The organism is Sphingomonas sp. Leaf38 (assembly GCF_001421825.1).
Classification (GTDB): domain Bacteria; phylum Pseudomonadota; class Alphaproteobacteria; order Sphingomonadales; family Sphingomonadaceae; genus Sphingomonas.
Window position 1 is genome coordinate 81,799 of record NZ_LMLD01000009.1, and the last position, 22,963, is coordinate 104,761.

The following is a 22,963-nucleotide window of genomic DNA, read 5'->3' on the forward strand; positions in this document are numbered from 1 at the left end:
TCGGTGGTGGATCAGACCGAGGTCAGTCCGCCGTCGCCGGTCTGGCCGCGGCGATGGTCGTGCCCGCGCCCGTGAACGGTTCCAGCCGGAACGCGAACCTAAGAGGCGCGACGGGGACGCGGTATTGCGGAAGGGGGCGGCCATCCTTGTTCCACTGGGTATCGCCGCCGACCCCGGACTGGGCAGCATCGACCAGCAGCGTGACATGGCCGTGCGGCACGATATCGGTGCTCTTGCGGGTGCCCGGTGCCCGTCGAGACAGATCCTCATAGGGGAAGGCTAGCGCGTTCATCGCCAGCGGCACGCGGCCGGTGACGCGCAGGCCGGGCGCGGTGCCACCGGTCAGTTCCATCCAGCGAACGTCGGTCTTGTTGCCGGTATCCTGCGGGCGAATATAGTCATGATCCTGGGCGGCGATCGCCCCGCGCCACAACCCGATCATCGCGCTCGTCTTGCGGTCGACATAGCTTTCATGCGGCCCGCGGCCATACCATTCCACCGTCTCGAACCGGGTCGGCATGGCGTAGGCGAAACCGATCCGCAGGGGATCCGGCAGGTCGCTCGCCAGCGGGGTAAAGACGCCCTCCACCGCGACCGATCCGTCGCCGTCCATAGTGTAGCGGGTGACGAAACGGACCGCCTTGCCCGCCTTCGTGCCGTCGCCCATTGTTGCGTCGACAGTGACGGTCGCCCCGTCAGCGGTAACGCGGTCGATCGTGCGGGCATCCGACATCGCCTGCCATGTGGCGTGCTTCTTGTCCGGATCAGTACCGATATCATTGTCGGTCAGCGCCCGAGCGAAGTTGGGCGCACCGCCGCTGAGGATATCGGTGGTACCGACGCGGTAGCTGGCAATCAGCCCGGTCTTGCGGTCGACGGTCAACATGGCGCCGCCGGCCGCCAGCGACACCGTGCCCGGCTTTTCCGATAGCGTGACGCGACCGGGTCGCGGTGTCGGTACGGCGGGTGTGGCGGCCAGCGCAAACTGCTCCCACCCAACGATCGCGTTGGCAGGGACGAGCGGGATCGAGCCGGACTTTGCAAGGGCGCGGATCGTGACCAGATATTCGCTGCCGGGGGTGGCTGACAATGCCGGCAGCGCCAGCGCGAACGGCTGCGTGGTGCGCGCCTTGGTCGCGAGTCGTGGCCCCGCACCGCGCGCGACGACGACCCCGTTCCTGGTTACCTCCCAGTCGAGGGTAAACCCCGACAGGTCTTGGAAGTCGTGGTGATTGGTGACCGTGAAGCGACCCGATCCGGCATCGGCCGCGGCAAACTGGATCGGTGAATAGACCTTTTGCAGTTCGTAGAAATGCGGGTTGGGCGTGCGATCGGACTGGAGCAGGCCATCGCCGAATTCGATCTCGCCACCGGGGTTCGGTCCATATTCGCTGCCGTCGCCCCAATAGCGGTGGCCGGCCTTGTCATAGCGATACATCGACTGATCGACCCAGTCCCAGACAAAGCCCCCCTGCAACCGGTCGGGATGGGCGTAGATCGCGTTCCAATAGTCGGTCAGGTTGCCGCCCGAATTCCCCTGCATATGGGCATATTCGCACTGGATCATCGGTTGCCGATATTCGGTGTGCCGTGCGTACTCGATCATCTTGGCCGGGCTGTCATACATCGGCGCATAAATGTCGGAGAACGGGTTTGGGCGGAAATCCTCCAATTGGGTCCAGCCGAGATATGAGATCAGGCGGGTAGGATCGAGAGCGCGCGCGGCGGCCGCGGCGGCTTCGAAATTGGGGCCGTTGCCGGATTCGTTGCCGAGCGACCAGAAGATGATCGAAGGGTGGTTCTTGTCACGCTCGACCATGTTGACGACTCGTGACACCTGCGCCGCGCGCCACGCCGGGTCATAGCCGATCTCGTACTTCGTGCGGTCGACGTCGGTGCGACGGGCATTGATCATGTAGCCGTGGCTCTCGATGTCCGCCTCGTCCATCACGTACAAGCCGTATTCGTCGGCCAACGCATATAGCCGTTCGTCATTCGGGTAGTGCGAGGTGCGCAACGCGTTGATGTTGGCGCGCTTCATCAGTTCGATGTCGCGCCGCATCGATGCTTCGGAAATGACGTGGAAGGTTTCGGGATCATGTTCGTGACGGTTGACGCCACGGATCGTGATCGGTTTGCCGTTGACGGTGACGACCCCGTTGCGGATCGCGACGGTGCGAAAGCCAATCCGTTGCCCGGTCGCCTGAACCACCGTCCCCTTTGCGTCGATCAGTTCGACCAGCAGGGTATAAAGGTTGGGGGTTTCGGCGGTCCACGGCTTTACCGACTGAACGATGCCGGTGATGCTAACAACCGGCGTGGCGGGTGCGATCTTCGTAAAGAGAGCGCGCGTGCCGTCGATCAGCGTGACGCGCGCGGTCATGCCGCGAGCGGGATGAGTCGTCTTGAGCGAAAGCGCCAGCGTGCCATCACGCCATGCGTTGGTCAGGCCGGCTTGCGCGGATATGTCCGCGATCCGGGCCTTGGGCGCCGCAATCAGATAGACCGAGCGTTCGATACCAGAAACACGCCAGAAATCCTGGTCTTCGAGATAGCTGCCGTCGGACCAGCGGTGGATCTGGATCGACACGCTGTTGCGACCGGCCTTCACGAAGCGGGTGACGTCGAATTCCGACGGCAGCTTCGAATCTTCCGCATAGCCGATCTTGTGGCCGTTGACCCACACGACATAGGCAGACCCTGCCGCGCCGATATGCAGGATTACGTCTTCTCGCACCCAGTCGGCCGGTAGGTCGACGTCACGGCGATAGGAACCGACCGGATTGGTGGCATGGGGGATCAGCGGCCGGTTGGCGGGAAACGGATAGGTGATGTTGTTGTATCGTGGCTGGTCATAGCCTTGCGTCTGCCAGTCCGCAGGCACCTTTATCGCGTTCCAGCGCGATACGTCGTAATCCGCGCGCGCAAATTCGGTCGACGCCTTGTCCGCATCGGCGGAGAAGGCAAATTTCCACATCCCGTCGAGCGACAGGAAACGGCGCGACCGGCTATGGTCCCCCATCAGCGCGGCAGCGCGCGTTTCGAATGGAAAACCGGTGGCGTGCGCGGGCAACCTGCCGCGTTCGAAGACTGCCGGATTTTCCCAGTCGGGTCGGGACTGGTCGACCTGTGGCTGGATCGGCAGCACCATTTGTGCGGACAGCGGGGTGGCGCTCGACAGGAGCAGCCAAACGGTGCGCGAGGGTTTCATCGCTGGCCACGCCGCGACCAGGAGGCACGGCGGTTCGCCGTCGTCGCGCCGGGCGGGGCGGTGGCATAGGCGATGCCTTGTTCAAGCCCGCGCAATTCCGCTAGCCCGCGCAGCCGCCCGATCAGCGAATAGCCGGGATTGGTAACGCGGCCGAGATCGTCGAGCATCTGGTGGCCGTGGTCGGGACGCATCGGGATGCTGCGGCCGGACGCGGTCGACAGGCGATGCACGGCGGCGATGATCGCGGGCATGTCGGCGCTGCCACCCAGATGGGTTGCCTCGTGAAAGGCCGTCTCGCCTTCGCGTTCGACCGCGCGGAGATGCAGGAAGCCGATCCGCTCGCCCAGCCGGTCGATCATGCCAGGCAGATCGTTATCCGCCCGCGCGCCCAGCGATCCGGTGCAGAAACACAAGCCGTTGGAGTCATGGGGGACGCTGGCGAACAGCGTGGCGAGATCGGCCTCGGTACTGACGATGCGCGGCAGGCCGAAGATCGGAAACGGGGGGTCGTCGGGATGGACCACCAACCGGATACCCAGCGTGTCGGCATGGGGGCACACCGCCTCGAGAAAGGCGACGTGATTGGCGCGCAATCGCTCTGCGTCGATGGTCGCGTAATCGGCGATCGCAGCGAGGAAGCTGGCGGAGGTGAAGCTCTCCTCCGCGCCGGGCAGACCCGCGAGAATGGTGGCTTCGAGCCGATCGCGCTCGGTCTGGTCCATCGCAGCAAAGCGGCGTCCGGCGGCTTCGACGATCTCGGGGGCGTAATCGTCTGCCGCGCCGCGCCGGCACAGAATATGAAGATCATAGGCGGCGACCGCTTCCCATTCGAACCGCAGCGCCAACGCGCCGTCGGGCAACGCATAGGCAAGATCGGTGCGGGTCCAGTCGAGCAGTGGCATGAAGTTATAGGTGACGACGCGGATACCCTCAGCCGCGAGATGACTCAGCGATTCTTTATAGGCCTCGATCAACGCGAGGGCGCGCGGGCCACCGGTCTTCAACTCGTCGTGCACGGGCAGGCTTTCGACTACCGTCCATTCGAGGCCAGCCGCCTCGATCAGTGCACGGCGTTCGGCGATCGCCGCGCGGGGCCAGACTTCGCCGTTCGGGATGTCGTGCAGGGCGGTGACGATGCCGGTTGCGCCCGCCTGGCGAATGCCCTCCAGCCTGACGGGATCGGCCGGGCCGAACCAGCGCATCGTCTGCGTCATCAACACGTCATTCGTCTCCATCGATTCAAACCGCCATCGATCCCGCAAGATAACAGGCCAGTGTGAAGTTATTGGTCGGTCCACTTTATCGTCCGAGCCGCGCAATTGTGCAAGCGTATCGCCGTGGCCACCGGACGGTGCGACCGCTGCAGGTGTCGGACAGGTCGACATGACCGCCCCCCGCGCCGCCGTGGCTACGATTTCAACGCATTCGCCGCGAACCGAGCACAGTCACGACCTATTCGCGACTGGTGAGGATGGGCAGGCATTGCGCTGACGCTACGGGGGGCGACCGGGACCTCAATCCTCTCTCACGCGGCCACGGCGAAGGGCGAGTTGGCGTGATCCCTGGACGCCTTTTTCACATCCGTCCAGGACGCCGCCGGGCTTTCCCGGCCGCGCGGTTTGGCGGACGCGTGCGGTTGGGTTCCGCGATCAGCGCGCGTTGGGCAGCGACCGCCTCGTAGTGACCATGATCCGGTTGGCGATACCCCTCGATTTCCTCATGGGCGAACGCCAAGATTTGGCCCGGGATGCCGACCGTCACATCACTGCCATGGGAGAGGCGTTCGAAAGTCTCCGGGTTAATTGCGACGAGATCGGACCGATATTCGAACGATAGCGCTCGGTGCTTGATGCCACAGTTTGCAGATTCCAGCCTAGGCGGCATAAGCGAGCAATCCGATCGCGATTGGAGCGGCGCCATGGCGGCCTTGTCGAGCATGTGCGGCGTTACGAAGAGGTGCACGGTTCATTTGTGCAACCCAGCGCAATTGCTAAATGGTCGATCGTGTCCCGCCGGGTGATGTAGCTTTGGCGGCGTAGCGGTATTGATCGCCGGTCTGGCCGGCATTGGTCGGGCGGTCACGGATGGCAGCGTGACGGCGGTATCATCGTCCCATTGCGTAGCGTTTCCCGGCGTCATGTAGCGACCCCGGGAAACCGCCCGCTTATCGGCCTCCTCCAATGGCAAAGCGCTGGCGACGCGGGTAATGGCATCCTCGATGGGAAAAATGCCGACGATGCCGGCGTCTCGTTTGATCGCGCCGTTTGGCGGTCGAGTGGGTTGGCGCTGTGCTGTGCAGCGATCCGGTGGCGGGAACAATATGTAGGGGAGCACGTCGTCCTCAGCCGCATATCAGTCGCACGCGGCCGGTCAGGGCCCAGACACGCCCGATTGACCTCCTCGTCACCGCTATGCTGGTTACCCCAGCGCCGAGGAGCGCCTTGGCGATCTGGTCGTCCACGGGGTGCTCGCCGCTTGCGCCGAAAGCGCGCAGCCGGGCCGGACCATCGGTGCCACGCGCCCGGCGCGGTACCAGAGCAGGCGAATCCAGTTCGTGCCAGCCTGCTCGATGTCACCGCTGTGGGACTTCGGCGACGGCCCTCGCGAACCTCGTCCTGTCGCCCGGCACGAGGCTCCAATCGGTGCTGGACCCAGGGCCTATGATGGCCGGGGTATAGAGGTCGTCGACGTCGCGCGACCGCGAGCCGGGGGCGGCGGCGAGTGCCATGACCGTCAGGGCGTGTCGTTTGGGACCTGTGGGGCCACCATCGTCGCCGGCGCCTCGTACCGGCGCGGCTCCAGGGCTGCGGGGGTGGGGACGAGCGCCATCCACCGCGGCGCGTCGGCGGGCGCAGTCTCGCAGGCTGCGTACTCGCGGGCGAAACCGAACTTGGCGTTCACTAAGGTCCTTGGTGAGAAGCGACACCTTCACGACGGCCTTGCCGTCGAAGGCCCCAAGGGGCGCGTGTCAGGCGGCGCATCTGAAGTAGGGCCGGCCGGTGCCGGGATCTGCCAAGGGCGATGCCATCGCGCGCTTTGTCACGTCGTTCTGTACCCATGTGCGGTCCACATCGCGGGCAAAGATCACGTGAGTAAGAATATTTCCAAGCGTTGGTCGGAAATGGTGACCCCTACGAGAATCGAACTCGTGCTTACGCCGTGAGAGGGCGTCGTCCTAACCGCTAGACGAAGGGGCCGTGTAGCAGAAGCGGGCGTCTACGGAAGGGGGCGGCAGTCGTCAAGACGATTACCGCAAATTCCTTAGGCGCCCGCTGTTTTTTCTCAGGCGGCGACCTTCTTCCGCTCGGCCATTTCCTCGTTCAGCATCTCGGCCAGCAGGAAGGCGAGTTCGAGGCTCTGGCTCGCGTTGAGGCGCGGGTCGCAATGCGTGTGGTAGCGATCCGCCAGCGATTGCTCGGTCACGTCGACCGCGCCGCCGGTGCATTCGGTCACATTCTGCCCCGTCATCTCGGCATGAATGCCGCCGGCATGCGTGCCCTCCGCGCGGTGGACCGCGAAGAAGCCGCGGACTTCGGCAAGAATGCGGTCGAACGGGCGCGTCTTATAGCCGTTGGCGGCCTTGACGACGTTGCCGTGCATCGGGTCGCAGCTCCAGACCACCGGATGGCCTTCGCGTGTCACGGCGCGAACCAGGCGAGGCAGGTTTGCCTCGATCTTGTCATAGCCGTAGCGCGTGATCAGCGTCATCCGACCCGGGATTCGGGCAGGGTTGAGCGTGTCGAGCATCCGAAGCAGCGCTTCAGGCTCAAGACTGGGACCGCACTTGATGCCGATCGGATTGCCGATGCCGCGCAGGTATTCGACATGCGAAGAGCCTTCGAAGCGGGTGCGGTCGCCGATCCACAGGAAGTGTGCGCTGGTATCGTACCAGTCGCCGGTCAGTGAATCCTGCCGGGTCAGCGCCTGCTCATACTGGAGCAGCAGCGCCTCATGGCTGGTGTAGAAATGCGTCTGCGCAAGTTGCGGCACGGTCTCGGGGTCGATCCCGCACGCCGCCATGAACTCGAGCGCCTCGCCGATCCGGTCCGCGGTCTCGGCGTATTTCCTCGACCACGGGCTGCGGCCCATGAAGTCGTGCGTCCAGCGATGGACCTGATGCAGGTTCGCATAGCCCCCTTGCGCGAACGCGCGCAGCAGGTTGAGCGTCGCAGCCGACTGCGAATACGCCCGGATCATCCGCTGGGGATCGGGCGCACGTGCTTCGGGCGTGAAGGCGATGTCGTTGACGTTATCGCCGCGGTACGACGGCAGTTCGACGCCACCGATCGTCTCGGTATCGGTCGAACGCGGCTTGGCAAACTGGCCCGCCATGCGCCCGAGCTTCACCACCGGAAGCTTCGACGCAAACGTCAGCACGACCGCCATTTGCAGGATGACGCGGAACGTGTCGCGGATGTTGTTCGCACTATGCTCTGCGAAGCTCTCCGCGCAATCGCCGCCCTGCAGCAAGAATGCCTTACCGGCGGCGACCTCGGCGAGCGCAGCGGTCAGGTTGCGCGCCTCGCCGGCAAAGACGAGCGGCGGGAAGGTGGCCAGCTGATCGGTAGCAGCGGTCAGCGCTGCGGGATCGGTGTAGGTCGGGAGCTGGCGAGCTTCGTGCTGCGTCCAGCTGTCGGGGGCCCAGTTCACGGCCATGATATGTCGTCCGATTAGTGAATTGTGCGGCTGGCCATGCGCGAAAACCGGTTTTTGCGCAACGAAGTAAACCTTGGCTCCACATGGTACAGACCGGCATCCGCGAGTGTGCAATCACTTCGATGGATATTTTCATTCAGTGTGGCACAAATAATATATGGCGTGTTCGCTGTCGTTTAGGCATGAACCGTAAATGGATATGCCAATGCGAATTATCGTTGCGTTCTCGATCATCGCCGGCGGCGTCGCGCTTGGCGTGCCGGTGCTGATCATACTCGGCCGCCGCCGGCGCGCCGACAAACTGCGGCGGCGTGGCGTCAAAAGCTATAATCGCCGGCCGCAAGTCACGCCCGTCACCACGCGGTCGAGCGGTCAGTAACCCGCCGTCAGGTCGGCGACGTTCTGCAGCGGCGTACCGGCAAGAAATGCGGTCAGGTTCTTCATGAATAGGGTCGCACCGCGGGCGAACATCGTCGTCTGGCTGCGGCCCGACAGGTGCATCGTTATGATGGTGTTCGGCGCCGACCATAAGGGATGATCGACCGGCAGCGGTTCGGGGCTGGTCGGATCGAGGAATGCGCCCGCGATGTTCCCGTTTTCCAGTGCCGTGATCAGCGCGTCGTCGTCGATCATGTCGCCGCGCGCGATGTTGATCAGCCAGGCCGACGGCTTCATCCGTGCCAACGCGGCGCCATCGATCATCGCCTGCGTCGTATCGGTTGAGGGGGCGGCAAGGATGACCCAGTCGAATGCGCCGAGTCGATCGTACCAGGCATCCGGCGTGATCGTCCCGTCACGGCCGCTGCGGGTCACGCCGGTCACATCGACGCCGAACGCGATCAGGCGATCGCCGATCATCCGGCCAATCGTACCATAGCCGATCACCAGCGCCTTGGTTCCAGCAAGTTCGACCTTGCCGGGCGCATCCCTCAACCACTCGTGACGATCCTGCGCCCGCAGGACGGTATCGAACCGCTTGGCGGCCACCAGCACCCCCATCACGGCATATTCGGCGACGGTGACAGCGTTGATACCCGCGCCGTTGGTGAGCGTCACGTTACCGGTGCGCAGGACATCGAGCGGGAATGCGTCGAGCCCTGCATAGATCGTCGACACCCACCGCAACCGGGGACCGGCGGCGCGAATCGCCTCTGCCACGAGATGCGTCGGCTGCATGTCGACCCAGGCGATCTCCGCATCGGCGATCATTGCCTTCGCCTCGTCGGGGGTCGTGAACCAGGCGGCTGCGAGCGTTGGCGGCAGTTGCGGTTCGAGGAGGGGGCGAGCGGCGGCGGGCAAGACGGCTTTCATCCCCCCAGCATCGGCGCTGCGTGCCGTCTGTCAAGCATCGCGCGCACATCGTCCGGCCGACGGGCTAAGCGTACAATTTGGCGGAAGGGCCGAGCACCGCCGGTCGTCGCAGAATGACGATTGCACGAGCACAATCGGCTTGTGATTCGACTTTGCGAACACGTCTTTTGTTGCGACGCCGGGGCGTACGGCGATGCACTGAGAGTCTTATTGGCGGATCAACGATAGACGCCAGCAGAACCGGTCCCGGGGTGACCGAGGGGTTTGCGACTGCTGCGTCCCCATTCATCGCAGGACGACCGCTGTCGAGCCGGCCTTGCTCAAACCTCGCGCCACACGGACGGCGGGCTCCATCCCCGCCATTGTGTCGACCGTCAGAATGGCGGCGGCGTGACGGCCGAGCATTGCGCGCGGTGCGCGGCCGTCCGCTCAAGCGTCAACTGGCGTGGACGGTCTTCGTGATCAGATGTGCGGCGATGCCCTCGGGTCCGTCCTCGGAGCCGTGGCCACTCTCCTTGATACCACCGAACGGGCTGTCGACGTAGCTGAGGCGGACATTGTTGATCGCGATCATGCCCGCCTCGATCGCGTCGCCCAGAACGTTCTGGCGGCGACCATTCTCGGTAAAGCAATAGGCAGCGAGGCCGAACGACAGGCGATTGGCTTCGGCGATCGCGTCATCGTCGGTCGCGAAACGGCTGAGCAGCGCGATCGGGCCGAACGGCTCCTCATTCATCGCGCGCGCCGACAGCGGTACGTCCGACAGAACGGTCGGCTGAAAGAAAAATCCGCCTTGCCCGCCATAGTCGCCACCCGCGAGCAGCCTGGCGCCGTGGCTGGTCGCATCGCCGACCAGTTCGGCGATCGCCGCCGGACGGCGGGCATTGGCCATCGGGCCCATCTGGCTCGCCGCATCCATCCCGTCACCGATCCGCAGCGCACGAGTGCGCTCGGCAAACCCTGCGGCAAAGCGGTCGTAGATCCCGTCCTGGATATGAAACCGCGTCGGTGCGACGCAGACCTGCCCGGCGTTGCGAAACTTGTGCGCGACCAAGGTATCCAGTGTCTTGTCGAGGTCGCAATCGTCGAACACCAGCACCGGACCGTGGCCGCCAAGTTCCATCGTTGTCCGCATCATCGTGTCGGCGGCGAGCTTCATCAGCGCCTTCCCGACCGGTACCGAGCCGGTGAAACTCAGTTTCCGTGTGATCGGCGACGCGAGCAACTGGCGCGAGACCGCGTCGGGTACGCCGAATACGCATTGCGCGACGTCGCCGGGCAGGCCGGCATCCTGGAAGCAGCGCATAACCTCGACCGCGCTGCCCGCCGTCTCCTCGGACGGTTTGATGATGATCGAGCAGCCTGCGGCGACCGCCGGCGCGATCTTGCGCACGACGTTCATGATCGGAAAATTCCATGCACAGAACGCCGCGACCGGGCCGACCGGCTGGTGCAGGACGAGGCTGCGCGAGCCCGACGGGCGGGGCAGGACGCGGCCATAGATCCGCTGTGCCTCGGCCGCGTGGAATTCGAGTAGGCCCGCAGCGAACGCGATCTCACCCTTCGCCTCGGCCTGGATCTTGCCCTGCTCGAGCGTCGCGATCCGTGCGATATGATCGCCGCGTTCGCGCAGCAATTGTGCGGTGCGGACCAGGATCGCGCCGCGCTTTTCGGGCGGGGTCGCCCGCCACGCCACGAAGCCGCGCTGCGCCGCCTCCAGCGCCCGATCGAGATCCGCGGCCGTGGCAAGCGGCAACGCCGCCTGGCCCGCTCCGGTTGCCGGATTGAGCACGTCGCGCGTATCCCGTCCGTCACCGCTGAGCCATTCGCCGGCGATGTAGAGGCCGAGCGTCGTGTCATAGGGCGTGGTCATGGGTCGTCTCCGTTGCTGGCACCGCGTGAGGCTGCGTTGCTGCCGTCAGCCCAGGCCGTCAATGCGAATTCTCTGCTCGCCGGACGAGCGTTCGTCGGCGCGCCTGTGGCAATGCCGGACCGCGCGCGCTGGATGCGATAGGCGTGATAGCCGTAAACCTGCGCGCCGACCCGCGCAAAGCCGACAATGCCGTCCACCGTTTCGGACCAGCGGGAATTCTACAGGGCGTGGTCGCCATTCGGGTCGGCTGTACCGCAGGTGATGGCGCGTTTGCCATGACGCTCGGCGGATCGGACGCGGCCAGCGATCCGCGTCTGGTCAGCGTCGAAAAAGTGCGGGGACGCGGCCGCGTCCCCGCTCACGATCAATATTTCACACGCAGGCGGGTATAGTAGAAGCCGCCGTTGAACCCGAATGGTCCGCCGTTCCGCGCATAGACCTGGCCGTCGGACGTGCCGCCGGTAAGCGGGTAGATCTGCACCGTCGCATTTGCCGCAAGGCGATCGGGATGCTCGTCGGTAAAGTTCTGCGCGCCGACCGACAGCGTGAAGTTTTCGGCGAAGATGTAGCTCAGCTCGAGATCGGTGGTGAACTTGCCGCCGAAACGCTGATTGGCATACCCCTCGGCGGGCGTCGTGGCGGTGGCCGCCCTGGTTACGGTCACGCCGTAATCCTGCGCGCTGGTCCATGAGCTGTAATAGTTTTCACGCACGTTAAAGCTCAGATTACCCAATGACCAGTTCGCGTTCGCGACGAGGCGGTGTTTCGGTGCCAGGTTTTCGGCATCGATCCGTTGCGCCAGACCTATCACCTGCTGGTCGAACGATTTAAGCTTGGTATTGTTGTAGTTGTACGCCAGCGAGAAGTTGAGCATCGCGCCGCTAAACTTTGTACGATAGGTGCCGACGAAGTCGATGCCGCGCGTCCGTGTCTTGAATCCGTTGGTGAAATATTGGACCTGCCCGTCGACACCGACCGCCTGGAGCGCCGGCTGTGCGGCGACCGCCGCCGCGTCGACGATGAATGGCGATGTCAGGCCGATCCGGTTGCGCAGATCGATCTGATACCCATCGACCGTGATCGTCATGCCGCGGATCGGTTCCAGGATAACGCCAGCGCCATAGTTGGTCGATTTTTCCGGCGTCAGCGGCTGGGCGCCATAATATTGCGCCGGTGCGCTGTCGACGGGATAGGTGCCCGCCTGAAACGCGTTGCCGCCGTTGAACGACGTCGTGACGATCGAGACGTTCGACTGGCCTGGCGACGGCGCATGGAAGCCGGTGCCGAAACTGCCGCGGACCGAAAGCCCTTCAACGAGCTTGTAGAGTGCGTTGACCTTGCCGACCCACGCGCTGCCGAAGGTGTTATAATGCTCGTACCGGCCCGCTGCACCGACCGTTAGCGCGTCGGTCAGATCGGTTTCGAGACCGACATAGGCGGCATAGGCCTTCTGGTCGAAACTGCCTGCCGTCGCCTCGCTGGTGCCGGCATAGCCGCTGGCGCCGACGCCTTGCGCCGCGGTCTTGCCGGAGTCGACATATACGCCCGGCGCGGTCAGCGTGTAGAGTTGCTGTGCGACCGCATAGGGTCCCGCGCTATAGGATTGCAGATCGCCCGCAGTCTGCTCGTAGGTTTCCTTGCGGAATTCGCCGCCTGCCGAGATCGTCAGCGGCGCCGCCAGTCCAAGTTCCGCCGCATAGGTGAAGTCGGCGTTGAAGTTCACTTCCTTCTGGATCAGGTCGCCGAAATCGAAGCTCGTCTGCGTCGCCGGCCCGTAGGAGAAGTTGGCCGAATTATACATCGACAGCGATAGCTTGTTGCGCGCCAGCGTCCCCGACAGATCGTAGCTAAAGGCGCCGCTGGTGCCCTTGTAACCCAGCACGCCATAGAGCTCCTGCGTCTTGCCGACGAAGCGCGGCGTGAAGCCGGCCGGATATAGCGTGCCGAACTTGAACGTGTTGCCGTCGCGGACGAAGCCGCCGCTCTTGCAGGTCGCGTTGCCGGCGGGGCAGGGGGTCAGGAAGAAGGTGTTGTTGAACGCGCCGTTCGCGTTCTGAGGGCGGACGACGCCGTTCGTGTCGACCGCGGTGCTGCTCACCGACGCGCGATAGTTGAAGCTCTGGTTGCCCTTGCTCTGCGCAAAGTTGCCGAAGAAATACAGCTTGCTGTCAGGCGTGACGTTGATCGCCGCGTTCAGCACCGACTTGAAGCCATGCGAGGGCGAATTGCCCCAGATCTGCACCGGCAGCGGATAATTGGGCAATTGCGACGCCAGCGCGGGGAAATTCTGCGCGAAGTTCGCCGCCGACGGGCGCGTTCGGCCGCGGCTGGTCTGCCCCTCGTCGACATATTCACCGGTCGCGTTGATGAACCCCCAGTCGCCCTTTAGGCCTGCATTGCCCGCAATCTGGTAGCTTTCGCCATCGCCTGCGTAATATTGGCCCACACGGCCGACCAGTTCGATCCCCTGGTCTTCACGAAGCCCGTAGTTGAGCACCCCGGCGATCGCGTCAGAGCCGTATTGCGCAGTCGCGCCTTCGCGCAGCACCTGGAGATTGCCGATCGCAAGCGACGGGATCGCCGAGATGTCGGGCCCCTGCGCGCCACGGCCAAGCCCGGTGTCGCTCCCGCCATAGACCTGCACCAGCGCCGACCGATTGTAGCGCTTGCCGTTGAGCATCACGAGGACCTGGTCGCCCGACAGCCCGCGCAGCGAAGGCGAGCGCACGAAGGTCGACGCGTCCGAGATCGAGTTCTGCCCGGCATAGAAGGACGGGACGATATTCTTGAGCGCATCGATCATGTTCGCGGCGGGCTGCGTCGTCAGGTCGGCCGAACTGATGATGTCGACCGGCGACGCCGAGTTTGCCAGCGTTCGGTCGGTGCGGCGCGTACCCAGGACGAGAATGTCGCCGGCCGGTTCTGCTTCGGCGGGCGCGACGGCCTGCGGGGTCACATCCTGCGCGGACGCCGCGACGGCGTCCTGAACCGCATCGGAGCCGGCCGCGTGTGCGGCCGAGCCCGACAGCAATGCAATCGCCAGTGCGACGGTCGAAGTCGTATGTCTGATCATCTGAAGCCCCCGTAAGAAATCCGGCCCGTCAAGAGCCTTGTCCGGATGTTCCCAATCGCGATCGTCGCTTATCCGCGACGTATCGAAACCGCTTTTTGATCAGCCCTGCGAAGTTGTGACCGCGTCATTCCATGCGCCGTCATCAGGCGACAGAGCGACATACTAGCTCCCGCATGACAATCGAAAATGTCGCTGGACGCGGCAAAAGTATCGTGACGTTGCATTTTTAGCGCACTATCGGTGCAATTGTGGCGCAGGTTGCGTTTGTTTCTTCACCGAAACGTCGAGCGCTTGCAGATCATAGCGACCAGCATAGCGCTGCCAACGCGACACGTATGTCACGCCTTTACCACGTCGCGATACTGGGCGCTGGCAAGCGACCTGCGGCTAGCGCGCACGGGGCCGTGCGTTGGCGCGAGCGTCGCCGTCAGCCGGGTTTACGTAACGCGCACACCGCGTAGCCCAACGGCGGCAGCGTGATGGTCATGCTGCCCGGCGCGGTGACCTTGCCACAGCCCCGGCCCGCCAACGTCGTAGCCGTCGCGGCGCCGACGCCGATCTCGACCTGCCGCGTCAATGCCGTCGATGCCGTGTTGAACGCGAGCAACACTTCGGCATTGGTGGCGGGATCGAAGCGCGAAATCGCAAGCAGGCCAGGCTTGTCCTCGCGTGCGCGCAGCGTCTGCGGACCGCGGGTGAGCGCAGGGGTCGCGGTGCGCAGGCGGGCAAGCGTCGCGGTTTGGGCGAACAGCGGGTTATCATGGCCGAAATGCGCCGTCGCGGTCGTGCTGGCCGTGCCGAGCAGGCGATTGTCGTTATATACAGCGACCTTGCTCGCGAACATGTCCTCGCGCGCGTCCTGGTCGTTGCCGTCGCTGACGAAGCCCTGTTCGTCTCCCGAATAGATCGTCGGGACGCCGCGCAGCGTCAGCAGCATGGCGTTCGCCAGCATCACGCGCGCCATTACCTCTGTATCGCTGGCCTGCGGAAACGCTCTCCGAACGAATGTCGCGAACCGGCCGTCGTCGTGATTGCCGGTGAAGGTCGGCAGCGTCACCGCGGTGTCGAACCCTTTCGCATACAGCGCGTCGCCGTCGAACAGCGCTTCGAAAGCCTCGGTGCCGCGCGAGCCCGCCACCGTCTCGACCACCGCCTGGCGGAACGAGAAGTCGAGCACGGCGGGCAGCTTGTCGACGATCGTGTGCTGCGCGAGCACCGCGGGGCGGACCTCGTGATCCGACACTTCGCCGAAGATGTGGAAGTTGGGGATGCCCTTTGCAGCAGCGCGGGCGGTCATCGCGGGAACGAACTGGGCCCAGAATGCCGGGTTGACGTGGCGCGTCGTGTCGATCCGGAAACCGTCGACGGCATAGCGATCGATCCAGCCGCCGAAGATGTCGATCATGCCCGCGACAACCCGCGGGTCCTCCGTCATCAGGTCGTCGAGCCCGACGAAATCGCCCATCGTCGAACTCTCGTTACGATAGGTCGTGTCGCCGCGGTTGTGATAATAGCGGACGTCGTTGAGCCAGGCGGGCACCTTTACGGTCCGCTCGCCCGCCGGCACAAACGGGGTATAGGCATAATCGCTCCGCATGAGCCGCGCGAAATTATCGGCCGTCTGGACGTCGTCACCCAGGAAGCCGGGATTGATCGCGGTGCCGCCGGTGCCGAGATGGCGCTGATACGGATAGTCCGCGCGGCTACGATACGGGCATTCGGTCTTGCCGACGCATTCGCGGTACTGGATCACGTCGGCAGTGTGGTTGACGATGATGTCCATATACACCTTCATCCCGCGGCCATGCGCAGCCGCGACGAGCGCGGCGAAGTCGGCGTTGGTGCCGAGATGCGGATCGACCTGCGTGAAGTTGGTGATCCAATAGCCGTGATAACCCGCCGACTGCCGGCCGGGACCGCCCTGCACGGGCTTGTTGTTGAAAATCGGGCCGACCCAGATCGCGGTGGTGCCGAGCGACTGAATATAGTCAAGCCGCTTGGTCAGTCCCTTGAGGTCGCCACCGTGGTAAAAGCCTTTCGCGGCAGGATCGAAGCCGGTGACCAAGGGCCCGCCGGACAGTCCGCCGCGATCATTGGAAACGTCGCCGTTCTCGAACCGGTCGGGCAGGAGGAAATATATGACCTCGTCCTGCGGCAACCGTGAGCGGTAGTCGTCGGCATGTGTGGCCGACTGAACGCCGGGCTGGGACCCTGATCGGGCGCTCGACTGGACCGTGGTATGCACGGGAGTCCGAACGGGGATCTGCGCGGCGGCGGCAGACGCGGCGAACAGCAGCGCGAGCGCTGTTCCGGTGGCAAGCTTCGACATAGATCCTCCCGAACGTCGCAGCTTCGCCGGTCTGTCGACGGCCACGTTCGGGCGGTATCTTGCCGGCTGGCGACGGCGACACCAACCCGGTCACATACGTATTCTGTCCCGATGGTACGGCGCGCCCTTGCGATCGCAGCGTCGTGATCGGACCGAACAGGCAGCGACCGGCAATGCCACGTGCGGAACCGGTCATGAGCGGAATCACGTTGTTACAGGGTGTGCTCGGAGCGTCGAAACCGGCGACCACGCGAAACCGATCGCGCGATAGAGTGATCGGCGCGCGCCGGTAACGACGACGTCGGCGGTGTCGTGCGGCGGTGCGGTCGTGGCGGCAGACGATGCGGGCGCCATTCGGTGCGAACGCCGTCCGCATGCAACCCACTCACGGCCTCGCAGCCGCCTGGGTGGCATCTGGGCTCCTCATCATCGTGTGTCTTCCGGGCGCATCTGTACGGATCGGTTATCGGCGGACCGCGACATCCGCGCGCCGCGCCGCAAACCGCGTCGCCTCACCGATCGGCGGGAACGACGCTGGCGGGTGTGCAGCTTAAAAATGCTTGCGTCTGCTTTCAGCTGTACCGATGCTGCGCGCGTCCGGCGCGTTTCGCCCGAAATTGAAGTTGGAGTATGCCGTGCACGGTTCACCGCTTACCGCATTCGTCGCCATCGTCGTGACGCCGTCTTGACCCCGTCACGGAAAGCCTTTCTCGGCGAGCTGATCTCCGAGGCGGTGGCGATCTGCATCGTCATGACGTTCGGCCTGTCGGTCGCCGCGATGTACACGCTGTACGATCCGAGCCCGTACAAGACCGCCTATTGGGGCGTGTGCATCACCTGGGGCATGGCGGTGTCGATCTCGATCTACGTCACCGGTGCAGTATCGGGGACGCATGCCAATCCGGGCGTGACGCTCGCGCTGGCGCTGTACCGCGGGTTCGCGTGGAAGAAGGTGCTGCCCTATTGGTGCGCGCAGCTCGTCGGCGCATTTCTCGGCGCGGCGATCGTCTACGCGCTGTATTACACCGTGATCGACCACTTCAACGCGACGCAGCACCTGACGCGGGCGGGCGGCGGTGCGGCGGGCGTGTTCTTCACGGCGCCGGGGCTCGCGGTGACGCCGATGAAGGCGTTCGTCGACGAGATCATCCTGACGGCGATCCTGATCTTCGGGATCTTCGCGATCACCGACGAGTTCAACACCATGGCGCCGCAAGCCAATTTCGGGGCGATCGTCATCGGGCTTCTGGTGGCGGTGATCGGTGCATCGGCGGGGTATCTGGAAGCATGGGCGATCAACCCTGCGCGCGACCTGGGCCCGCGGAGTTTCGCGTGGCTTATGGGATGGAACGCGGCGGCGTTTCCCGGCGACGGCAATTACTGGTGGGTGCCGATCGCGGGACCATTGATCGGGGCGGTGATCGGCGGCGGAATGCAACATCTGCTGATTCGCCCGTTCCTGCCGCGCAACAGGCCGCTAGCCGGTCCCCAATGAAGACGTCCCGCAAGGCTGACGCGCGCAAAGATATCAAGGAGAGTAAGGCGTGACCGACACCATCATCCTGGCGATAGACCAGGGCACGACCTCGACGAGGAGCATGACCTTCGGCACCGACGGCGTGCCGCGGGAGACCGTGCGCCGCGAATTCGCGCAGCATTATCCCCAATCGGGCTGGGTCGAGCATGACGCCGAGGACATCTGGCGCGACACCGTGGCGACACTCAAGGACGCAGCGGCGGCGGATGGCGGCAAGGTCGCCGCGATCGGCATCACCAACCAGCGTGAGACGGTGGTGGTATGGGATCGCAGGACGGGCGAGCCCGTCCATAACGCGATCGTCTGGCAGGACCGGCGCACCGCCAAGCTCTGCGCGGCGTTGAAGGCCGACGGCAACGAGCCGCTGGTGCGCGAGCGGACCGGGTTGATCCTGGATCCTTATTTCTCGGGCACCAAGCTCAAATGGATCCTCGACAACGTCGATGGCGTCCGCGCCCGTGCCGACCGCGGCGAACTCGCATTCGGGACGATCGACAGCTTCCTGCTGTGGCGGCTGACCGGCGGGAAGGTTCATGCGACGGACGCGTCCAACGCCTCGCGCACCTTGCTGTTCGACATCCACAAGGGGGCCTGGGATCCGGACATGCTGCGCATGCTCGACATCCCCGAGAGCTTGCTCCCCGAGGTCAAGAACAACAGCACGATCTTTGGCGAGACCACGTCCGACCTGCTCGGCAGGGCGGTGCCGATCGGCGGCATGGCGGGGGACCAGCAGGCCGCCGTCGTCGGTCAGGCCTGTTTCCAGCGTGGTGACGCCAAATCGACCTACGGCACCGGCTGTTTCGTCCTGCTCAACACCGGCAAGGAGGCGGTGACGAGCAAGAACGGTATGCTGACGACGATAGCCTATCAGCTCGACGGCGAGATCACGTATGCGCTCGAGGGCTCGATCTTTGTCGCCGGCGCGGCGGTCAAATGGCTGCGCGACGGACTTGGCCTGATCAACCGCGCGGCGGATACCGACGACATGGCGACCAAGCTCGACGGCAACGGGGGCGTCTACATGGTGCCCGGGTTCGTCGGCCTCGGCGCACCACACTGGGACCCCGATGCGCGCGCGAGCATCACCGGGCTCACCTTCGCCGCGACCGGATCCCACATCGCTCGCGCTGCGCTGGAATCGGTTGCCTACCAGACGGCCGACCTGATGAACGCGATGGTCGCCGACGGCGCGCGCGATGCGCGGCAGATCCGCGTCGATGGCGGCATGGCGGCGAACGACTGGTTCTGCCAGTTCCTCGCCAACATGCTCGACACCGACGTCGTCCGCCCCGCCAATATCGAGACGACCGCAGCCGGGGCCGCCTTCCTCGCCGGCATGGCGGTTGGGATCTGGAACGGCCCCGACGATATTGCGGCCACCTGGAAGGAAGACCGCATTTTCGAGCCCGGGATGAACACCAAGGAGCGGACTGCGTTGATGGCCGGATGGCAGGACGCCGTGGATCGAACACGTTCTAGGAAGACGGCATGAGCGAGCACGACACGCATCACGAGGTCGACCTCCTCGTCATCGGCGGGGGCGTCAACGGCACCGGGATCGCCCGCGATGCAGCCGGTCGCGGGCTGAAGGTCATGCTGGTCGAGCAAGACGACTTGGCCGCGCATACGTCGTCGGCAAGCTCGAAGCTGATCCATGGCGGTCTGCGCTATCTTGAGATGTACGAATTCCGACTGGTCCGCGAAGCGCTCGAAGAGCGCGAAAAACTGCTCGACATCGCACCGCATCTGATCCGTGGCATGCGGTTCGTGATGCCGCTGGCCAAGGGCATGAGGCCCGCGTGGCTGATCCGTATCGGCCTGCTCCTGTACGATAACATCGGCGGTCGCAGCCGGCTGCCCAAGTCGATCGGTGTCCGGCTCGATCGTACCGAGTGGGGCCGGGGGCTGAAGCCGGTCCGGCGCGGTTTCGTCTATTCGGACGGCTGGGTCGACGATGCGCGGCTGGTCGTGCTGAACGCGCTCGACGCGGCCGAACGCGGCGCCGATATCCGCACGCACGTGAAGTTCGAAGGGGCGACGCGCGAAGCCGACCATTGGGCGTGTCGACTGGGCGATGGCAGCATCGTCCGCGCGCGTGCGATCGCCAACACGTCGGGCCCCTGGGTCGGTCACGTCCTCGGTGACATGCCAGAAGCCCAGCACGAGCGCCCACCGCGGCTGGTCAAGGGCAGCCACATCGTCGTGCCGCAGTTGTTCGCGGGCGACCATGCCTTCATCCTCCAGAACGCCGACAAACGCGTGATCTTCGCGATCCCGTATCAGGGCGACCTGACGCTGGTCGGCACCACCGACAAGCCGTTCGACGGTGACCCCTCCGCGCCGACGATCGATCCCGACGAGACCGAGTATCTGTGCGCCAGCGTGAACCGCTATTTCACGCGGCAGACAGCGCCCGACGACGTGGTCACGAGCTATTCGGGCGTGCGGCCGCTGTTCGACGACGGCAACGCGAACGCATCCGAGGTCACGCGCGACTATGTTCTGAAGCTCGGCACGCGTGAAAGCCCGCAGATCCTGTCCGCATTCGGCGGCAAGATCACGACCTATCGCCGGCTGTCCGAACATGCCTTGGACGAACTGGCACCGTTCCTCCCGCCGATGGGGCCGCAATGGACCGCCGACGCTCCGCTCCCCGGCGGTGACGTGCCGCCCGGCGGGATCGCCGCGTTCGCGGATACGGTTGCGAGGCGTTGGCCGTTCCTCGGCGATGCCACGGCACTCCGCATGACGCACGCTTATGGCACGCGGATCGGCGACGTGATGGGGGATGCGACCAGTATCGAGGATCTCGGCGACGGCCTGTCGACCCGCGAAGTCGACTATCTCGTCGCGAAGGAATGGGCGCGCTCGGTCGACGACATCCTGTGGCGGCGGACCAAGCTCGGCATCCACGGCGGCGAAACGCTGCGCGACGCGGTGGCGGCATATCTGAAAAGATCGGGCATCGTTACGGTCTGAGCGATCTTCTTGCGAAGAGCCAAGGGGGCGGTCGAAGCCATCAATCTGGAGCAAAGATCGGGAACGCCATGACATCGGCGATGGCACAGTTTCGCGCTGGCATCAGTTCTCCTCGGCGCACGGCCGGGGTAGGGCGACGCCGTAGCACTGCAAGGGACGAACGCGTGACGGTTCAGCTATACGGCATTGCCAATTGCGACACGATGAAGAAGGCGCGGCGGTGGCTCGACGACCACGGCGTCTCCTATGTCTTCCACGATTATAAAAAGACCGGTGCCGACGCGGCGCTGGTGCGGCACTGGGTGGAAACGCTGGGGTGGGAAACCGTGCTCAACCGCGCGGGCACCACGTTCCGCAAACTTCCCGAAGCCGACCGTGTCGACCTGGACGCGAGCAAGGCGATCGCGCTGATGCTGGCGCAACCCTCGATGATCAAGCGCCCGATCCTCGACACGGGCGAGACGCTGCTGGCCGGCTTCGATCCGAAGCGGTATGAGGCGGTGGGACTGGGGAACGGCTGAAGGAGACCGGCATGCCTGTTGCGACATGGAACGGCCAAGAGATCGCACGCTCGGACGATACCGTCGTCGTCGAGGGCAACCCGTATTTCCCCGCGGACAGCGTTGATCCGGCACTGCTGGAGGATAGTGCGACGCAGTCGAGCTGCCCCTGGAAGGGCGTGGCGCACTACAAGACGCTGGTCGTCGACGGGAAGCGCAACGTCGATTCGATCTGGTATTATCCCGATCCCAAGCCCGCCGCCGCCGAGATCAAGGGACGGTACGCGTTCTGGAAGGGTGTGTCGGTCCGCTAAGGCGTGCAGCCTCGTGGTGTGTCGTCCTTCGGACGAATTTCGCGACGCGCCCATCAGCAGGTATAGCGAGTTTTCGAAGGCGGATCAGCGCTCGCGGCGGTATCGCACCGGTCATTGGCGAATACGCGCTGAAAGTCTTTGCCTTGCGACCGGGGGCGCAAAAGTCACGGGGAGGCAACGCGCGAAAAGCCTACCCGCTTCTCCTTCCCGATCGACCAAGGCTAACCGCCCCGCCGAGGCGGGGGCGGCGTTGCAGTCAGATCGCGCCCGAGAACGTGTCGCACTGCGCGGGGTCGCCAGAGTCCAGACCGCGCTTCAGCCACGACTGGCGTTGCGCCGACGAGCCGTGCGTGAAGCTGTCGGGCACCACGCGACCCTGCGATTGCTTCTGCAGCGTATCGTCGCCGATCGCCTGCGCCGCGGTCATGCCCTCCTCGATATCGCCCGCCTCGAGCCGCGACCGGTTCGCCGCCGCCCAAACGCCTGCATAGCAGTCGGCCTGTAGTTCCAGCCGGACCGACAGCGCATTGCCCTCGGTCTCGCTGGCCTGACGCTGCGCCTGCTGGACTTGCGCGTTGGTGCCGAGCAGCTTCTGGATGTGATGGCCGAACTCATGCGCGATCACGTAATCCTGCGCGAAGTCGCCATTGGCCTTGAACCGTGTCGAGAGCTCGTTGAAGAAGCTCGTGTCGAGATAGATGCCCTGGTCGGTCGGGCAATAGAACGGCCCCATCGCCGACTGCGCCGCGCCGCAACCCGACTGGCCGTTGCCGTCGAAGAAGACGAGCTTGGGCGCTTCGAAACGCTGGCCGTTTTTCTGGAAGATCGCTTCCCAGGTGTTGTCGGCCGAGCTGAACGCGTTGCACGCGGCCTTGCTCTCGGGCGTCAGGTTGCAGCTCGACGTCGTGTCGGTGCCCGCGCGCGGCGACCCGCTCTGCGTGGTCGGGGCGGAGGACTGGCCGCCACCGAGCAGGCCGCCGAGCCCGCCCATGCCACCGAAGACCGCCATCAGGATCAACACGACGACGATGCCGCCGCACCCAAAGCGGCTGCCGATCATCGGCAACAGGCCCATCAACAGTCCGCCGCCACCGCCGAAGCCGCCGCCGCCGCCGCCCGAGCCGCGCTGGTCCTCGACGTTAATGTTCGGATCGTAATCGTCGAGCCGCATGAAAAT

Annotated in this window: 15 protein-coding genes and 1 tRNA gene; 6 read left to right on the top strand and 10 right to left on the bottom strand. The window is 64.7% G+C overall.

Translation table 11 applies throughout. From position 1 onward, the window contains the following. Positions 1–22: 22 nt before the first annotated feature. From ASE88_RS02765 to ASE88_RS02780, 5 genes are all read right to left on the bottom strand, one after another. Positions 23–3,211 (bottom strand): glycoside hydrolase family 2 TIM barrel-domain containing protein, encoded by a 3,189-nt coding sequence (locus ASE88_RS02765; RefSeq protein WP_082466141.1) that lies wholly within the window; start codon positions 3,209–3,211, stop codon positions 23–25. Next, positions 3,208–4,446, bottom strand: coding sequence for a mannonate dehydratase (gene uxuA / locus ASE88_RS02770; RefSeq protein WP_056475206.1), 1,239 nt, complete (start codon positions 4,444–4,446; stop codon positions 3,208–3,210). Before uxuA ends, ASE88_RS02765 begins: the two co-directional genes overlap by 4 nt. Positions 4,447–4,786: 340 nt before the next feature. After that, positions 4,787–5,149: a hypothetical protein gene (locus tag ASE88_RS18680; protein ID WP_156356886.1), complete on the bottom strand. Its 363-nt coding sequence runs from the start codon at positions 5,147–5,149 to the stop codon at positions 4,787–4,789. Between the two features lie 1,184 nt (positions 5,150–6,333). After that, positions 6,334–6,408 (bottom strand) — tRNA-Glu (locus tag ASE88_RS02775). 85 nt (positions 6,409–6,493) lie between these two features. Beyond that, entirely contained in the window at positions 6,494–7,867 is a 1,374-nt protein-coding gene (locus ASE88_RS02780; RefSeq protein ID WP_055875754.1) for a class II 3-deoxy-7-phosphoheptulonate synthase, read from the bottom strand. A gap of 205 nt (positions 7,868–8,072) precedes the next feature. Between ASE88_RS02780 and ASE88_RS02785 the strand changes: the two genes are divergently transcribed. Next, complete coding sequence (locus ASE88_RS02785; protein WP_235525643.1) at positions 8,073–8,246, top strand: hypothetical protein; 174 nt, start codon at positions 8,073–8,075, stop codon at positions 8,244–8,246. On the opposite strand, the gene ASE88_RS02790 is transcribed toward ASE88_RS02785, so the two are convergent. From ASE88_RS02790 to ASE88_RS02805, 4 genes are all read right to left on the bottom strand, one after another. Further along, positions 8,240–9,178: a D-2-hydroxyacid dehydrogenase gene (locus ASE88_RS02790; protein WP_056475214.1), complete on the bottom strand. Its 939-nt coding sequence runs from the start codon at positions 9,176–9,178 to the stop codon at positions 8,240–8,242. The two genes, ASE88_RS02785 and ASE88_RS02790, sit on opposite strands and share 7 nt — an antisense overlap. Before the next feature lie 436 nt (positions 9,179–9,614). After that, positions 9,615–11,051, bottom strand: coding sequence for an NAD-dependent succinate-semialdehyde dehydrogenase (locus ASE88_RS02795; protein ID WP_056475216.1), 1,437 nt, complete (start codon positions 11,049–11,051; stop codon positions 9,615–9,617). 364 nt (positions 11,052–11,415) lie between these two features. Further along, positions 11,416–14,124 (bottom strand): TonB-dependent receptor plug domain-containing protein, encoded by a 2,709-nt coding sequence (locus tag ASE88_RS02800; RefSeq protein WP_056475219.1) that lies wholly within the window; start codon positions 14,122–14,124, stop codon positions 11,416–11,418. 427 nt (positions 14,125–14,551) lie between these two features. Beyond that, a complete protein-coding gene (locus tag ASE88_RS02805) occupies positions 14,552–16,453 on the bottom strand; it encodes an alpha-amylase family glycosyl hydrolase (RefSeq protein WP_056475222.1) in 1,902 nt (633 codons plus the stop codon). Between the two features lie 685 nt (positions 16,454–17,138). On the opposite strand from ASE88_RS02805, the gene ASE88_RS02810 reads away from it, so the two are divergent. The 5 genes from ASE88_RS02810 to ASE88_RS02830 all read left to right on the top strand — a co-directional run bounded on the left by ASE88_RS02810 (position 17,139) and on the right by ASE88_RS02830 (position 21,786). Next, positions 17,139–17,948 carry an MIP/aquaporin family protein gene (locus ASE88_RS02810; protein WP_082466143.1) on the top strand — a complete coding sequence of 270 codons (810 nt, stop codon included), beginning with the start codon at positions 17,139–17,141 and terminating at the stop codon, positions 17,946–17,948. A 49-nt stretch (positions 17,949–17,997) separates the two neighbouring features. Next, positions 17,998–19,485: a glycerol kinase GlpK gene (glpK, locus tag ASE88_RS02815; protein ID WP_082463249.1), complete on the top strand. Its 1,488-nt coding sequence runs from the start codon at positions 17,998–18,000 to the stop codon at positions 19,483–19,485. Continuing rightward, on the top strand, positions 19,482–20,972 hold the full coding sequence (glpD, locus tag ASE88_RS02820; protein ID WP_056475225.1) for a glycerol-3-phosphate dehydrogenase: 1,491 nt from the start codon (positions 19,482–19,484) through the stop codon (positions 20,970–20,972). The genes glpK and glpD overlap by 4 nt, the downstream gene beginning before the upstream one ends. Positions 20,973–21,136: 164 nt before the next feature. Continuing rightward, positions 21,137–21,493, top strand: coding sequence for an ArsC family reductase (locus ASE88_RS02825; protein ID WP_156356887.1), 357 nt, complete (start codon positions 21,137–21,139; stop codon positions 21,491–21,493). 11 nt (positions 21,494–21,504) lie between these two features. Continuing rightward, positions 21,505–21,786, top strand: coding sequence for a DUF427 domain-containing protein (locus ASE88_RS02830; protein WP_056475227.1), 282 nt, complete (start codon positions 21,505–21,507; stop codon positions 21,784–21,786). 256 nt (positions 21,787–22,042) lie between these two features. On the opposite strand, the gene ASE88_RS02835 is transcribed toward ASE88_RS02830, so the two are convergent. Continuing rightward, positions 22,043–22,957: a neutral zinc metallopeptidase gene (locus tag ASE88_RS02835; protein ID WP_056475229.1), complete on the bottom strand. Its 915-nt coding sequence runs from the start codon at positions 22,955–22,957 to the stop codon at positions 22,043–22,045. Between the last annotated feature and the right edge of the window lie 6 nt (positions 22,958–22,963).

Bases quoted from the DNA above. Each gene is read 5' to 3' on its own strand.
- ASE88_RS02765 (WP_082466141.1), bottom strand. From the start codon at position 3,211: ATGAAACCCTCGCGCACCGTTTGGCTGCTCCTGTCGAGCGCCACCCCG.
- ASE88_RS02795 (WP_056475216.1), bottom strand. From the start codon at position 11,051: ATGACCACGCCCTATGACACGACGCTCGGCCTCTACATCGCCGGCGAA.
- ASE88_RS02785 (WP_235525643.1), top strand. From the start codon at position 8,073: ATGCGAATTATCGTTGCGTTCTCGATCATCGCCGGCGGCGTCGCGCTT.
- ASE88_RS02830 (WP_056475227.1), top strand. From the start codon at position 21,505: ATGCCTGTTGCGACATGGAACGGCCAAGAGATCGCACGCTCGGACGAT.
- ASE88_RS02800 (WP_056475219.1), bottom strand. From the start codon at position 14,124: ATGATCAGACATACGACTTCGACCGTCGCACTGGCGATTGCATTGCTG.
- uxuA (WP_056475206.1), bottom strand. From the start codon at position 4,446: ATGGAGACGAATGACGTGTTGATGACGCAGACGATGCGCTGGTTCGGC.
- ASE88_RS18680 (WP_156356886.1), bottom strand. From the start codon at position 5,149: ATGCTCGACAAGGCCGCCATGGCGCCGCTCCAATCGCGATCGGATTGC.
- ASE88_RS02835 (WP_056475229.1), bottom strand. From the start codon at position 22,957: ATGCGGCTCGACGATTACGATCCGAACATTAACGTCGAGGACCAGCGC.
- ASE88_RS02780 (WP_055875754.1), bottom strand. From the start codon at position 7,867: ATGGCCGTGAACTGGGCCCCCGACAGCTGGACGCAGCACGAAGCTCGC.
- glpD (WP_056475225.1), top strand. From the start codon at position 19,482: ATGAGCGAGCACGACACGCATCACGAGGTCGACCTCCTCGTCATCGGC.
- ASE88_RS02805 (WP_056475222.1), bottom strand. From the start codon at position 16,453: ATGTCGAAGCTTGCCACCGGAACAGCGCTCGCGCTGCTGTTCGCCGCG.
- ASE88_RS02790 (WP_056475214.1), bottom strand. From the start codon at position 9,178: ATGAAAGCCGTCTTGCCCGCCGCCGCTCGCCCCCTCCTCGAACCGCAA.